The following is a 15489-nucleotide window of genomic DNA, read 5'->3' as shown; positions in this document are numbered from 1 at the left end:
CCAGAAATGAGTGAAGCTGCTATATATGCTGTTATGACTCGTATTATGTTACGTCGTCTAGTCGTCTAAAGATTTACTTTATAAATGGTCTCTTAGGGACAATTTGTGTAATCTTTCTAGTGGAAATGTCTGGACGTTTAGCAGCCGTTAGCAAACATACATTAGCTGCGGCGGTGCGAGAGCGATTTGGGTTCAACTTTTATATTATTCCACTAGTTGCAGAAATTCTCGTTGATTTTCTGGTTTTAGCAGCTGAAATCGGCGGTGTTTGTATTGCCCTGCAATTAGTAACAGGCATTAGTTTTCAGTGGTTTGCTTTACCCGTGGCTTTTGCAATTTGGTTACTACTTTGGAAAGGGACATTTGGATTAATTGAAAACGGTATTTCTTTATTGGGATTAATTACACTAGCATTTGTCGTTGCTACTTTTAAGCTGCATCCATCATTGACACAACTTGGCTCTGGTTTGTTGCCAACTCTGCCACAACAAGACATCGCACATTACTTATACCTTGCTGTTGGCATCCTGGGGGCAGTGATTAGCCCCTACTTGTTTTATTTCTACTCATCTGGTGCAGTAGAAGATAAGTGGGATGAAGGGTATATCGGTGTGAATCGCGCTGTTGCTGGTTTGGGGATGGGCTTTGGTAGTATCGTATCGCTGGGAGTGTTGATTGTGGCAGCACTGGTACTCAATCCCAAAGGTATCCAAGTTGATAGCTATGAACAGGCGGCGCTGATGTTGACAGAAACTCTTGGTTACTGGGGCTTTGTGCTATTTGCGGCATCTTTAGGGATTTCTTGCTTTGGTGCAGCACTGGAGGTAAGCCTTGATACAGCATATATTGTGGCTCAAGCTTTTGGTTGGAATTGGGGCGAAAACCTGAAACCAAAAGATGCCGCACGCTTTAGTTTGGTCTACACTGTGTTTGTTTTTCTCGCCTCGTTACTGATGGTATTTGGTATTGATCCATTACAATTGACTTTGTTTTCAATGGCAATTACAGCAGTAATTTTGCCGCCTGTAATTATACCATTTCTAGTTTTGATGAACGATGAATTATACGTCGGCAAGTATCGTAACGGCTGGATTAGTAATAGTGTTGTCATTTTTACAATTGCGCTGACATTTGTGCTAGCGATCGTTGCTATTCCATTAGAAATTATTGGAGGATAAATCGATTTTAGATTTTAGATTAGGATTTAGTCTTTGCAATCTTTGCGCTTCTGTGGCTTGTAAAATTTATCAATAATTAACGAGAAGTGATAGAAAATGGATGTTATTAGAGATGTTCTTGATAACCAATTAGTTGACCGCAATCAACGTAAAATGGGTAAAGTTGATGGCATTGTGATGGAGTTGCGCGATCGCGAACCACCACGACTTGCTTATATTGAAGTAGGAGTAACAACCCTTCGCAGACGGCTAAATCCGCGTTTGGCAGGTTTTGTAGCAGCAATTGCAAGTAAATGGGGTGCTAAACAAAGTGAACCGTTTCGGATTCCGTGGTCAAAAGTGCGGGATATTGGTATTGATGTCGAAGTCGATGTTGAAGCTGAAGCAACACCAGCCTTAGCCTATGAAAAATGGCTGTGCGATCGCATCATCGCCCGAATTCAACTCGTGAAATTCATCTAGAATTACTACTGAGTAAACCAGTACTAGACTCAACAGGCAAAACCGTTGGACGCATTGAAGAAGTACGCGCCGAACAACAAGGCGAAGAATGGATTGTTAAAGAATATCTTATCGGTTATGCTGCCGTGTTAGAACGGCTATCCGCTTGGACAATTGGGTTAAAAATTTTACATCTACTTGGGGCACAGAAAATTTATGGTGGTTATACAATACCTTGGGACAAGCTGGATTTGACTGACCCTGACAAGCCGCGTTTGCGTTGCAGTCTAGATGCATTAAAGTCATTAGACGAGCAGCAGGATACAGAGTAACTTGGCTTGAAAGAGGCAGAAGTATGATGTCAAAATAATTCGTAATTGATAATAACGCTCTCTGGGAAACCTGTGTGTAGCTTGCTTAAGAGTACAAGTATGCGGACTCGCTATCGCTACGCTTACGTAATTCGTAATTATTACCTCCTCTTAAGCAAGCTAGATTTTTATGATGTGGCTTTCTGCTTACGACTAAGTACCTTGCTTGCTCCTAGCACAGCCCCAACCGCCAATACAGCTAGCCCCATTCTAGGTTCAGGAACAACAGTGCTGTCTTCAGTGAAAGCCAAAAAGCCAGCCCCATTTAACCCACCTCGACCGGCAGGGACAAAGGTGTCAATAAAAGCTCCTGTCTTGCCGTTGTAACGCAACACATTGTTACTATTTAAACCACTAACGTAGAGGTTGCCGTCGGTACCAAAGATTGGCTTTACAGGACCGTTAAGTCCGCCACTGCCAGATGTGACAAAAGTGTCGATAAAAGCTCCTGTCCTACCGTTATAGCGCAAGATATTATTAGTCCGAAAGTTAGCGATGTAGAGATTGCCGTCTGGTCCAAAGCTCAAGCCATCAGGTTCCGACCCTTTTTTCTCTGTAGCAAAAGTATCGATAAAAGCTCCTGTTTGCCCATTGTACCTTAAGACACTATCAGTCAGACTACTACTGACGTAAAGGTTTCCATCTGAACCAAAGCTCAAACCAAAAGGTGCAGTGATACCGCCGCTACCTGAGGGGACAAAAGTGTCGATAAATGCTCCTGTTTGCCCGTTGTAGCGTAGAACATTATTACTAGTGCGGCTGTTAATACTGGTAACGTAGAGGTTGCTGTCAGGTCCAAAAACCAAGTCTTCAGGTGTATCTAGTCCACCACTACCGGAAGGAACAAAGGTACTAATGAAATTCCCTGTTTTTCCGTCGTAACGTTGGACGCTACCGCTCAAAATACTACTAACATACAAATTATTATCGGGTCCAATAGTTAAACCAGTGGGTCCCTGTAGTCCGCCACTACCGGAAGGAACGAAGTCATCAATGAATTCTCCCGTTTTTTCGTCGTAGCGCAGAACTGAGTTATTATTAAAACTCCCCACTAAAAGTGCTGCATCAGCTCTTGGCGCTATCCACCCTAGTAATGCAAAGCTTATTAGTGGGAGGCTGATATAACAAAAGTTAAAAAATCTCATAATTTTGTTAGCTCTTACAACCATAATTACTTAGTACAGTTAATCATAAATTTGTAGCCTCTGGTTTGTCCTGCTTCCCCTGACTGCCTCAACGGATAAATTTCCTTAATCCAAGTGTATTAGTATTTACTGTGGTAACGACACAAACTTGTGCATTACAAAAACCACTCTTAGTAAAAAATATCTCCTAATCTTTCACCCAACTTCTAGCGAAAGAAAGAGTTTCAGGCTGAGTATCTCTGTAATCATGAAATGCGGACAAGTATTAACCTGCTTAATAACTGATATGCCGCAATATTTCGGAAAACTACCCACTACTAACCAACCTTGGACAACTGTTAGCAATGTAAAAGCTGTAACCTGGGACAATAATATTATTAATTTTGACTGTGGTGACTCACGCCTTACCATCAGCGTACTTGCTCCCAATTTAATCCGTGTGCGTTTTGCACAAACTGGGGAATTTATGCCTCGCCGCTCTTGGGCAGTGACGCTGGATGATGCAGAATGGGTGACAACACCTTTTGCTGTCCGGGAAACTAAAGCGACGGTAGAAATTGAAACAGCACAGATTCGTGTGTGCGTCCAGCGAGAAAAGTGTCGCATCGCCTGTTTTGACAAAGCTAACCGTCCCTTTGCTCAAGATGCAGAGATGGGTATAGGTTGGCGGATGGGTGCAGTTGCAGGGTGGAAAGAAATTGCAGCCGATGAACATTTCTATGGCTTTGGTGAACGCACAGGCTTTCTGGATAAACTCAGCGAAGTAAAAACCAATTGGACAACGGATGCCTTAGATTATGATGCACTGACTGATGAAATGTACCAAGCAATTCCATTTTTTATGGCTTTGCGCCCAGAGGTAAGCTATGGCATCTTTTTCAATACCACTTTTTGGAGTCAGTTCGATATCGGTGCTGAACAACCAGGTATTTGGAAGATGGAAACTCGTGGCGGTGAATTGGATTATTACATTATCTACGGCCCCGAACCTGCCCAAATCCTGGAGACTTACACTCAGCTAACTGGGAGAATGCCACTACCGCCGAAATGGGCGTTAGGTTATCATCAATGTCGCTGGAGTTACGAATCAGAAACCGTTGTGCGGGAATTAGCAAAGGAATTTCGCCAACGCCGCATTCCCTGCGATGTCATTCACCTCGATATTGACTATATGCGGGGTTATCGGGTGTTTACCTGGAGTCCCCAGCGCTTCCCCAACGCGGCAAAACTTATTAGTGACTTAGCACAGGATGGTTTCAAAACAGTCACAATCATTGACCCTGGTGTAAAATATGAACCAGAAGGTAATTATCACGTTTTTGACCAAGGATTAGAAAACGACTATTTTGTGCGTAAAGCCGATGGTGTGTTGTTCCACGGCTACGTTTGGCCTGAGAAAGCTGTTTTTCCTGACTTTTTACGTCCTGAGGTGTGTAATTGGTGGGCTGATTTACACAAAAGCTTAACTGATGTTGGTGTGGCAGGAATTTGGAATGATATGAATGAACCTGCCATAAACGATCGCCCCTTCGGTGATGAAGGTGAAAAAATTTGGTTTCCTCTAGATGCACCACAGGGAGGAGAGGGAGAGAATTCAAAATTCAAAATTCAAAATGACGCTCACGGACTCGCTAACGCTGCGCTAACAAAATTAAGAATTGATGTGACTCATACAGAAGTGCATAACTTGTATGGGTTGATGATGGCTAAAGCTTGCTATGAAGGGTTGCAACGGCATCGAAGCTCGGAGCGATCGTTTGTGTTAACGCGATCGGGTTATGCTGGTGTGCAACGCTGGTCTTCTGTATGGATGGGAGATAACCAATCGTTGTGGGAGCATTTAGAAATGTCTCTACCGATGCTTTGCAACATGGGACTTTCGGGTGTGGGATTTGTGGGTTGCGATATTGGTGGGTTTGCTGGTAACGCCACCGCTGAATTATTCGCTCGCTGGATGCAGATAGGAATGCTGTACCCAATGATGCGCGGTCATTCGGCAATGTCTACTGCTCGTCATGAACCTTGGGTATTTGGCGATCGCGTTGAAGATATCTGCCGAGAATATATTAATTTACGCTACCAACTACTTCCCTACATTTATAGTCTTTTCTGGGAAGCAGCAACAACGGGCGCACCGATTTTAAGACCCTTATTGTACCATTTCCCCAACGATCCGAAAACCTATAGCCTCTACGATCAAGTATTGCTAGGTGTGTCGCTGATGGCTGCACCAATTTACCGCCCTGGAGTTGAGCATCGAGTTGTCTATTTACCCGCTGGCACTTGGTATGATTGGTGGAGTGGTGAACGTTATCAAGGCCCGATTCACATTCTTGCTCATGCACCACTAGAAACAATGCCACTGTATGTCCGTAGTGGTGCGATCGTTCCCATGCAACCTGTCAGGCAATACGTTGATCAAGCCCCACTCGACGAGATCCGATTACGGATTTGGTCTGGTAATAACAAATACCAGCTATATGAGGATAATGGACAGACAAACGAGTATCAAAATAAATATTTTTCGCTAACAAATATAAGCGTATTTACAGAGGCAAACCAAACAATAGTGGAAATTGGAGCAAGAGTTGGGAAATGGACACCTCCAGCGCGTGAAGTGATTGTAGAACTTGTTGGTGTTGGAGAGCAACGTTTTCAAGATGATGGTAAGCCACATAGTCTGCAATTTTGAAATACTCACAAAGGTGGTTTTTTGAACCACCATTATTTCCTACTCTACATTGTGGAATAAAAAATATGCATAGAGGTAGATGAAAAGCAAGTCAAGGGGTAACATACAATACAAAGGATAGAAATGGTTAAACCGTAAGAAATACGTAAGTTTACTACGTTAGATAGATGCGGTTAGAGAACACTCAATGTTAGACATTAACCGCTTGCGGCTGCAAGATATATTTAAAGTTCCTGTAAATTCATTTGTGGCAAAAGTCGCAAGTGCGATCGCTGTTTTTGTTGGCAGCTTGGTACTAGTTGGCTGGTGGCTTGGCATTGAAATTCTCAAGCGCGGCTTCCCTGGTAGTCCTGCCACAATGAAAGTTAACACAGCGCTGTGTTTTGTGCTGTGTGGTGTGTCGCTATGGCTATTGTTAAAAGGAGAGGGAAACAATTCAAAATTCAAAATTCAAGTTGCGCTGTCAGCGCACCAAAGGTGCGACTCAAAATTATTTCCCCACTTCCCTAATCTTCTAATTTCTAAGGTCTGTGCAATAGCTGTCACCACAATTGCTGCGCTCACACTCTGTGAATATCTGTTTAGCTGGAATTTTGGCATTGACGAGCTACTGTTTCGTGATTCGCTAACTAGTATAGCGACATCGCATCTGGGGCGAATGGGGGTAAACACAGCACTGAGCTTTATGCTGGTCAGCCTCGCCCTACAGTTTCTGGTTTATCCAAAAACCCACCGCAGTTATTGGTATGCCCAGATTATCGCTCTAATCGCTACTTTAATTTCCTTTCAGGCGCTCATGGGCTATGCCTATAAAGTAAAAGTTCTCTACGGACTTGCCCCTTATACAATATCAATGGCCTTACACACAGCGGTGTTGTTCCTCTTGCTAAGTATGGGCATTCTGTGGGCAAGAGCAGAACAGGGGTTAATGAGGGTAGTTACAAGTGATACCGACGGCGGCTTACTTGCACGTCGTTTACTAATTGCGGCGATCGCAGTACCTTTTATACTGGGGTGGGTAATTGTTGAAGGTCAACGAGCAGGACAATACGATCCGGCTTTTGTAATATCAGTGTTTGCGATCGTCCTGATTGTGATTTTTACTATTTTGATTTGGCAAAGTGCAGCGGTTATTGAAAACCTTAGCCATCAACGCGACCGCGCCCAAGAAGCACTGAGAACCTACGAAGCTAAACTGGGGAGTTTCGTAGATGCTAACGTCATCGGCATTCTGTTTGGCGACATGTATGGCGGTATCCAGCAGGCAAACGACGAATTATTGAGGATGATTGGTTACACGCAGGAGGATTTGTTAGCAGGTAGATTAAGTTGGCGCAATCTCACACCACCAGAGTATCTATACTTGGATGAACGAAGTGTTGCCGAAGCACAAGGAAGTGCCAACGGTGCTTGTACTCCCTACGAGAAAGAATATATTCGCAAGGATGGTAGCCGCATCTCGGTTTTAGTTGGTTACGTGCTGCTAGGAGAAAACCGGGAAGAGTCAGTAGCGTTTATCCTCGACTTGAGCGAACAGCAAGCTGCGCTACGCGAACGCAAACAAGCAGAAGCAGAGCAACAAAAATTAGTATCGCTGGTAGAAAATAGCTCTGACTTTATCGGCATCGCCACCCTTGAAGGTCAATTACTCTACATAAATGATGCAGGTCAAAAGCTGGTAGGGCTTACAAGCCTTGATGAAGTGAGGCAAAAAGCAGTATTAGATTACGTCATGCCCAAAGACAAAGCCTATTTTCAAGAACATATACTGCCGACTGTACTATTACAAGGGCGCTGGCAGGGAGAATTCTGTTTTTGCCACCTCCAAACAGGTCAACCGATACCAGTTGATTACAACATCTTCACTCTTACAGACAATAAGACACGTCAGCCAATTGCCTTAGCAACAGTGACTCGCAATATCAGCGAACAAAAACAGGCTAAGGAACAAATCTTACAACTAAACAAGGATTTACAGCGCCGCATTGCTGAGTTACAAACTTTGTTGGAAGTGATTCCCATTGGAATTGGGATTGCCGAAGATCCAAAATGCCAAAATATCAAGGTTAACCCTGCTTTTGCCAAGCAGTTGGGGATATCCTCAGATACAAATGCTTCCTTGGACGAAAGATCAACAAGTTTTAAATTCTACCGACAAGGAAGGGAACTCTTAGCAGAGGAACTCCCAATGGAATACTCTGCCACTCATGGTGTCGAAGTTCTGGATTATGAACTCGATGTTGTCCATGAAAATGGAAAAATCGTCAACCTGTTGGAGTATGTTGCACCCCTATTTGACGAAGAGGGTAAAACTAGAGGAAGCGTTGGTGCATTTTTAGATATTACGGAGCGCAAACAGGCAGAGGAAGTACTCCTAAATCAGCAAAAATGGCTGGAAGATGTGTTAAATCTGATGCCAAGACCGTTGCTGTTTATCGAACCAGGAACGGCGCGGGTAACTTTTGCCAATCGTTCTGCTAACGAATTAGCTGGGGGCGAATTTCCCAAAGGTGTACCAGCCGAAGATTATCACACAGTTTACCACTATACCGATGCGGCTGGCGATCGCATCCCCAATCAGCAAATGCCAGGAGTGCGGGTTGCCCTTGGCGAACGCCTGAATGGATTAGAAGTAGACTGGCATACTCCTGGTGGTGTGCGCTCTCTATTAGTATTTGCTGATACCCTGCCAGCAATGCACGGTCATCCAGCTACATGTATCTTGGTGTTCCAAGAGATTAGCAACGTCAAACAGGCAGAAAAAGCCCTCTCGTTAGGTTACAAAAGGCTAAAGCTACTATTTGACACAGCTAACGATTTACTATCGAGCCAGCAACCAGTAGTACTAATCGATAGCGTCTACCGAAAACTAAAAGACCAAATTGGTTTAGATGTTTACTTTAACTATTTAGTTGAGAATAACTCTCAGGTAATGCGGCTAGAGTCTTACAGTGGCATTTCCCAGGAACTGGCAAAAGAAATTGAATGTTTGGCATTTGGTGAAGCGGTTTGCGGTACTGTCGTGCAGGAGCGTTGTGCAATAGCTGTAGAGAATGTACAGCAATCAACTGAAGAGAAAACAGAATTGATTCGCTCTTTAGGTATTACTGCTTATTATAGTTATCCGTTGATCGCCCAAGGACGGCTGTTGGGTACTCTTTCTTTTGGCAGCCGCACTCGGTTAAGCTTCACTGACAATCAAAAGGGGATGATGCAAGCAGTATGCGACCAAATAGCGATCGCAATGGAACGGGCTAGTTTAATTGCTTCTTTGCAACAACAAACTGAGCAGTTGCAAGAGGCCAACCGGATGAAGGATGAATTCTTAGGGATATTGTCCCATGAATTGCGATCGCCCCTCAATGCCATCCTTGGCTGGGCGCAATTACTGCAACGAAGCAAGCTGAGTGAAACCCAAATGGCTAGGGCTACGGAGACAATTGAACGCAATGTGAAAGCGCAAACCCAGCTAATTGAAGACCTGCTGGATATATCACGGATGATTAGAGGTAAGTTACGCCTGAATGTTGGTACTTGTAATTTGCTTGGGATAATTGAGTCAGCCATCGAGACTGTTAGGCTAGCCGCCCAGTCCAAGGAAATCGATTTAAGATTTTCTCTAATTCCCTCAAAAGAAACGCGAAATGCGCCACCCGGGATACTCCCCGTGGTCACTTTCGCACCAAAGTCAGATTGGGGATTAGGAGTCAATCGCGAAAATCTAGAATCTCCAGAAGCACAATCCCAAACCAGTCAACACTCAGAGGACAGCAAGCTGGGCGAAAATTCTCAATTCTTAGTTTCCGGTGATTTCGAGCGTTTGCAACAAATCATCTGGAATCTGCTATCCAATGCCATCAAATTCACACCCGTAGGTGGACAGGTAGAGGTGCAATTGTCAGTAGTCACTGGCCAAGAAAAACAACAGACAACAGATAAATATGCCCAAATTCAGGTGATTGACACAGGCATTGGTATCAGTCCTGATTTTCTTCCTTACGTCTTCGACTGCTTTCGTCAAGCTGATAGTTCTAGCACTAGATCCTATGGTGGATTAGGACTAGGATTAGCGCTCGTGAGTCATTTAGTAGAATTACATGGTGGTACTGTCCACGCAAATAGTCCAGGTAAAGAACAAGGAGCGAAGTTTACAGTCAAAATACCACTTCTGAAGAGTCCGCCCTTTTGCCCCTTTGCTTCTTTGCCCCTCTCTCCCATTCTCTCCCTTTTTGGCGTGCGGGTGCTGGTTGTAGATGACCAAGCCGATAGCCGTGAATTCATCACCACAGTACTCGAACAGTGCCAAGCCGAAGTTAAGGCTATAGCATCAGTTCAAGAAGCATTGCAGGTAATTACACAGTGGAAACCAGATGTTTTAGTCAGCGACATCGGTATGCCCCAAGAAGATGGTTATTCTTTGATCCGCAAACTGCGATCGCAACCACCAGAACTAGGGGGAAATATTCCAGCCGCAGCGTTGACAGCTTATGCTAAGGCAGAGGATCGGATGCGAGCTATACAAGAAGGTTATCAGCTACATTTACCTAAACCTATTGAGGCCGCTGAGTTAGCTACAGTAGTCGCCAGCCTTGTTAGACGGACTTAAAGAAAATAGGGCATTAGGCAATGCCCCATTCCCTTTTTTCCTAATATGAAAATTTATCCAAAATTCCAAGTTTTCCCAATTACCAAAAAGCAGTTTTTTCTTTGCAATTTAGCGTAGTTAGTGAATACTTACATTTTAAAAATATTCATGTGTATATTTTTATTTCAATATGAATAATTATTGTGCATTGGGGCGATCGCTATTTAGTATGAAGCGGCTTCAATAGGCAATGCAATGACTCCCCTTAAAAAGGCTTACTGTTTTTCTCCTTTACCAAAAAAGGCAAGGGGGCAGGGGGCAGGGGAGAAAAAGGATTTTCGGTACAAGCCCCGCCATTAGGGGCGGAATCTTCTGATATTTGAGGAAGTTCATGCCCTCTTGCCTTGTGGGTGGTCTTCTTCCCCTTGCCCTAATACAGTTCAGTTAAGCTTACTTTTATTAAGAAACGCTATAAAGTGGTCACTACAGGTAGGGAGAACTTATCCAAAACTTATTGGAAGCGACTTCCGAAATAGGCAATTTCAGAGTTGTATTTAAATTATGTAACCTGAGTTAATCTAAACAGACTACATAAATTCTTAATTAGGTATTTTAAGGAAAATATGCTAAAAATAACACTTTTGTTTACTGCTATTAGTATGATTTATTTGTAATATTCACGTAATTTATTCAGATAATCATGCAAAAAAAAGATAGTGCATTTTACAACTCTCATAAATATAACACATAACCTGTATTTTATACATTACAATACCTCCGATGATCGCCCTAACAAAAACAGTAGTACAAACAGTAGCTGAAGCACAACAACTAGATAGTATTGACTTACATGACTCAAAACGAGCTGATTTTTTACAAGAAGTAATCGAAGGTTTAGAAGACGGTATATTAATTTTAAGCCAAACTGGTGAAGTAGTTCATGCTAATACATCTGCTCATCGCCTTTGTTGTCAATTCAATCAAGGCAATTTCAACCAAACTTTTGTACCGCCACTCATCTGGAATCTTTGTGAATCGTTACTTAGTAGTCAAGATTTGTTTTCTAATAAACTCATCATTCTATTGGATGAGATTGTAATTGATAAGTCAAATGTTTTTCGTATTAGGGTGAGACTGCTAGATTTAGACGGATTTGAAGTCCCTTGTTTATTAGTGACTATCGAAAATCAATATGAGTCTCTGAAAAGTTTAGCAATTACTGAAGTTAAAAAATTTGACTTGACACCGCGAGAAGCTGAAATCTGGTTTCTTTATAGAAGCAACTACAGCTACAAAGAAATTTCCACTAAGCTTTACATCACCATAAACACAGTGAAAAAGCACATGAAAAATATTCACACCAAGCGACAAGCATGTCTTATATAGGACTCAGATTTGATTTTTGAAAATATACTGAGACTGAAAAACCTGTTTTATCAGGGTTTTATCTGAAATCTTGTTCAAAAATCAGAGATGAATCCTATAGTTGAATAATAGTACTATAATCAGAATCGATTTGTAAAATACAAGTTGTTAACTGTATTTTTTCATCAACAAGTTGTTTGACAACTTACTTGTGGTCAGTATAATTAGTAATTGTTCCCCCACAAGTTGTTAACTGTATTTTTTCATCAACAAGTTGTTTGACAACTTGCTTGTGGTCAGTATAATTCGTAATTGTTCCCCCACTAGAAAAGTTGCTTGCTCTGAAAAATGAATTATATTTTTTATCTTCATTAATGAATTGAGTGGCTTGTACCCTTTTAATTCCGAAGTCCGAATTATTTAGTTATTTCATAAGTAAAGCTAATCAATTAACAAAAAAGGTAGTATCAACCCTGGTATGAGAACAAAGTTTTGCGTGGCGACTGAATAATTTTTATAATTAGCACAAGTCGCAACAAGCAAAATCGTGAAAATTCAGAGTAATCTATAGCTGGTAAAATTTTTATGCAAGTTTTGACTACCGAGACTCACGAGGTTTTTGCAGGCGTAATAGGGCATCAGAAATCTGCTGTTTTAAAATAATATTGTTATTCAGTAGTTCTATAGTAATTTTGTTGAACTGCTCAAAAGTCAAACCATTCTTTTCAACAATTTTTTGAGCGCGGGTACAGTAGTTAACTGCAATATCTTGAGCCTTCTTTGGAAGACCATTTATGCTGCTATAATCGTAACAAAGAATGTTGGGAATTTCTCCATTACCAATAAGTTTTTTAATTTCTTCAAAGGCATTTTGACGGGCTGGCTCCATTGCTAGGACGGCTTGAGCATAGCTCTCAATTTCAGTATTAGTATTGTTAACTATTGGTAGTGGAGTTTGAGCGTAAGCTTTTGAACTTAATGAAAAAGCATTGTAAATTACACCCACAGTAGCGATCGCACCGAAAAAGAATGATTGGAAAAGGATTCGCTTTCGGCTAGGTCGGGAAAATAAATCGGAAATTTTCTTCATATAGTGTATGACACAGAACTACATCAGGAATATTATAAGAACCTTGAATTATTTTCGGAGTTGGAAGTTCCAGCAACTGTTCAATACATCAAGCTTTTATATTTGATTGTCAATTTCCTCGGCATACTTGACAAAGTTCGATTATTTTAGTCTGGAGTGTTGACATTTCTGATGCTCCTTGCTTGAGGCTCACTTCTAACTCCAGTAGTAGGGATAAGCAAGAGATTAACTGTTGCACAGAAAGCAGTTTGATTTCTTGCTGTAAGAAGTAGATCCGTTTGGGATTACCGATATCAGCAGCAATAGCTATCGCTTGTTGATTGCGCTCACCACTTTCGATCATAATCTTGACCCATACCCAGGTGCGAAATTGTCCAGTCAGTGTGGCAACTATCCGTAATCCCGGCTCAGAAGCATCAATCAGATCCGCCAAGGTTGTCAAAGCTTTAGCTGTATCTCCTGTTCTGATTGCTGCTGCTAATTGTAAGCTATTTTGAGTAGTATTTCTTACTAACTGCGTAACGGTATCAGTGTCTAAAGGCTTATTGCTACCTTGGGCATATAGCCGCAATTTCTCCAACTCATTGTAGAGAAGCCGTGTATCATTTCCTACAGATTCTGCCAACAAATGGGCAGTATTGGCATTCAGTTTCACGCCCACAGTCTGGGCTGCTTGATTAACAGATTGCACCAGCAATTCTGTTTTCCAAGGGGGAATGAGGGAAAATTCTCGGAATTCGGTAGCAAATTGTTTTAACAATTTCGTAGATTTGAGGCGTTCATCTGGCTTGTTCCGGCTGGTGAGCAATAAAAATGAGTTTTCGGGAATGACTGGTAGCGATCGCACCAGTTCCGCTAACACATTGTCTGGACAGTGCTGGCAAAGAGTAGTATTTATCAGCCATACCAAGCGCCCACCAGCGCCAAAAGTGGGTGTCATGACCTGATTTAACCCCTGGATCGCAGCATCAGCTTGCTCTGGGGGAAATGAAGTGTAGTTAAAACTTATCCATTGGGGATCGAGGACGCGATCGTGCAGCATAGCGATCGCTTTTTCTATGGCAAAATCATCTTCACCCCAGTAAACATAGATTGGCATAGATAAACCTCATTGGGCATGAGCATTGGGCATTGGGGAAGAATTCTTATAACTCCTAACTCCTAACTCCTAACTCCTCAATCTTCACTCCCAAAACTAAATACTTTTTAAATGACTCTGTTAATCGGGGAAATTTTCCCTAAAATCTATCAAGTGAGAGCGTGAGGCTATGAAGATTGGACGACAACTATCAAACTTACTTAAATCGGTTAGCACGACTGACGCTGCCAGAAGCCTACAGATCCCAAGCCCAGCATATTCAGGAATCTTCTAAATTTCAACCACATTCTGGGTTGAGACAAGCAGCGTCCTTTCCTGGCTATACGCTAATTACCCCGCCGGCAGAAGAAGAATCACAAAACTCTGCTTTCTATGGCAAATTACAGACTTATCAACAGGAACTTTTGCAGTTGCCTGTAAACCGTAATTTGATTGTACCTCTACCTCCTGCTAGCTTCCATGTGACTTTAGCAGATTTAATTTGGGACGGTGCTTACCTTGACGCCTGCGAAAAAAATCCCAAATTTGACGAGGAGTTACACTCTTGTTTAGCCCAAATGTTTCAGCAATATCAACAATTGATGACAAACAGGAGTCATCCGATTAAATGGCAAATGCTGGGACTGATACTGATGCCAAGAGCTGTAGCTGTTTGTTTAGTACCTCAGGATGAACGCTGCTACGAGGAAATTATTAAATTTCGCCGAACAATTTATCAAAATCCCAAGTTAATTGCCTTGGGTATTGAGCAGCATTATCACTTCACAGCCCATGTTACATTAGCCTATTTTGGGGAGGTTTCATCTGATTTAGACCGCACAAGTTTCAGTACAATGCTTTCTGAATTAAATGAACAATGGCTGTTGAATTTGCCAGAATTTTGGATCAATCGCGTCGAATTAAGGAAGTTTGACAACATGACACGCTATTATCGTGAACCAAACTGGCCAATTTTAGATTTTTAAATAATTAGTTAGTGGTTAGTAGTTTCTATTCACTAACCACTAACTGATTATTAGTTATGTCTTCCTGAGAATGAAGCAATTTTTAAATAGTTTAAAATTAAAACCTATAGATAGTCAGTATCACTAGAAGTACGATCGCATGAAGCGAAAGTATGATTATTCGGAGTGCGATGGCCTATTTTAAACTTATCATCAAAAGAGCGATCGCTTGCTTTAACCCTATCACCAGAAGTGCGATCGCCCGTAGTAAAGTATTAGATGCGTAGACGCTGCATCGGCTTGTCGCCAGACATCGCCTCTACGAGAGTTATGAATATAGCAGTTTTGGCAGCCTTCGCCTACATGACATCCTTCCTTGTCAAGTTTTGCAGGGTCAAGGAGTGAGAGGTAGCCAGTAGTAGCCAAGATGAAACGATTAAGCTGTGGAATGTTAAGACGTACTGCCTTTCTTTAATAGCCTGGGTGTTATACCAATTCAATGTGAAGCTGCATAGAATAGAGCTTCCAGGATAAAGTTATAAGAAGAGACAGAAATTACCTGCTCAAATGTAAGTTGGT

At 42.1% G+C, this 15489-nt stretch carries 11 protein-coding genes; 7 read left to right on the top strand and 4 right to left on the bottom strand.

The window, feature by feature from the left end; translation table 11 throughout:
* Window positions 1–71: 71 nt before the first annotated feature.
* The 3 genes from V7K48_RS32840 to V7K48_RS32830 all read left to right on the top strand — a co-directional run bounded on the left by V7K48_RS32840 (window position 72) and on the right by V7K48_RS32830 (window position 1951).
* Window positions 72–1178, top strand: a complete 1107-nt coding sequence (locus tag V7K48_RS32840; RefSeq protein ID WP_335079222.1) for an NRAMP family divalent metal transporter — start codon at window positions 72–74, stop codon at window positions 1176–1178.
* Window positions 1179–1274: 96 nt separating this feature from the next.
* A complete protein-coding gene (locus tag V7K48_RS32835; RefSeq protein WP_335079220.1) occupies window positions 1275–1640 on the top strand; it encodes a hypothetical protein in 366 nt (121 codons plus the stop codon).
* Window positions 1589–1951, top strand: coding sequence for a hypothetical protein (locus tag V7K48_RS32830; RefSeq protein ID WP_335079218.1), 363 nt, complete (start codon window positions 1589–1591; stop codon window positions 1949–1951). Before V7K48_RS32835 ends, V7K48_RS32830 begins: the two co-directional genes overlap by 52 nt.
* A gap of 167 nt (window positions 1952–2118) precedes the next feature.
* Here the strand turns inward: V7K48_RS32830 and V7K48_RS32825 are convergent, their stop codons facing one another.
* Window positions 2119–3135, bottom strand: a complete 1017-nt coding sequence (locus tag V7K48_RS32825; RefSeq protein WP_335079217.1) for a Vgb family protein — start codon at window positions 3133–3135, stop codon at window positions 2119–2121.
* Window positions 3136–3421: 286 nt separating this feature from the next.
* On the opposite strand from V7K48_RS32825, the gene V7K48_RS32820 reads away from it, so the two are divergent.
* The 3 genes from V7K48_RS32820 to V7K48_RS32810 all read left to right on the top strand — a co-directional run bounded on the left by V7K48_RS32820 (window position 3422) and on the right by V7K48_RS32810 (window position 11798).
* Entirely contained in the window at window positions 3422–5827 is a 2406-nt protein-coding gene (locus V7K48_RS32820; protein ID WP_335079215.1) for a glycoside hydrolase family 31 protein, read from the top strand.
* Between the two features lie 187 nt (window positions 5828–6014).
* Window positions 6015–10433, top strand: a complete 4419-nt coding sequence (locus V7K48_RS32815; protein WP_335079213.1) for a PAS domain S-box protein — start codon at window positions 6015–6017, stop codon at window positions 10431–10433.
* A gap of 759 nt (window positions 10434–11192) precedes the next feature.
* The gene (locus V7K48_RS32810; protein WP_335079212.1) at window positions 11193–11798 is read left to right on the top strand and encodes a LuxR C-terminal-related transcriptional regulator; all 606 of its coding nucleotides are present in this window, start codon (window positions 11193–11195) and stop codon (window positions 11796–11798) included.
* Window positions 11799–12375: 577 nt separating this feature from the next.
* Here V7K48_RS32810 and V7K48_RS32805 read toward each other — a convergent pair.
* Both V7K48_RS32805 and holA read right to left on the bottom strand, forming a co-directional pair.
* On the bottom strand, window positions 12376–12867 hold the full coding sequence (locus V7K48_RS32805; RefSeq protein WP_335079210.1) for a DUF4168 domain-containing protein: 492 nt from the start codon (window positions 12865–12867) through the stop codon (window positions 12376–12378).
* A gap of 109 nt (window positions 12868–12976) precedes the next feature.
* Window positions 12977–13966, bottom strand: a complete 990-nt coding sequence (gene holA, locus V7K48_RS32800) for a DNA polymerase III subunit delta (protein ID WP_335079208.1) — start codon at window positions 13964–13966, stop codon at window positions 12977–12979.
* 176 nt (window positions 13967–14142) lie between these two features.
* Here holA and V7K48_RS32795 point away from each other — a divergent pair, with 176 nt between their 5' ends.
* The gene (locus tag V7K48_RS32795; RefSeq protein WP_335079206.1) at window positions 14143–14931 is read left to right on the top strand and encodes a DUF1868 domain-containing protein; all 789 of its coding nucleotides are present in this window, start codon (window positions 14143–14145) and stop codon (window positions 14929–14931) included.
* Between the two features lie 222 nt (window positions 14932–15153).
* Here the strand turns inward: V7K48_RS32795 and V7K48_RS32790 are convergent, their stop codons facing one another.
* Window positions 15154–15336 (bottom strand): hypothetical protein, encoded by a 183-nt coding sequence (locus tag V7K48_RS32790; protein ID WP_335079204.1) that lies wholly within the window; start codon window positions 15334–15336, stop codon window positions 15154–15156.
* Between the last annotated feature and the right edge of the window lie 153 nt (window positions 15337–15489).

Source organism: Nostoc sp., from assembly GCF_036919615.1.
Classification (GTDB): domain Bacteria; phylum Cyanobacteriota; class Cyanobacteriia; order Cyanobacteriales; family Nostocaceae; genus Nostoc.
Note: the sequence above shows the minus strand (reverse complement) of the source record. Positions and strands in the feature narration are given on the sequence as shown.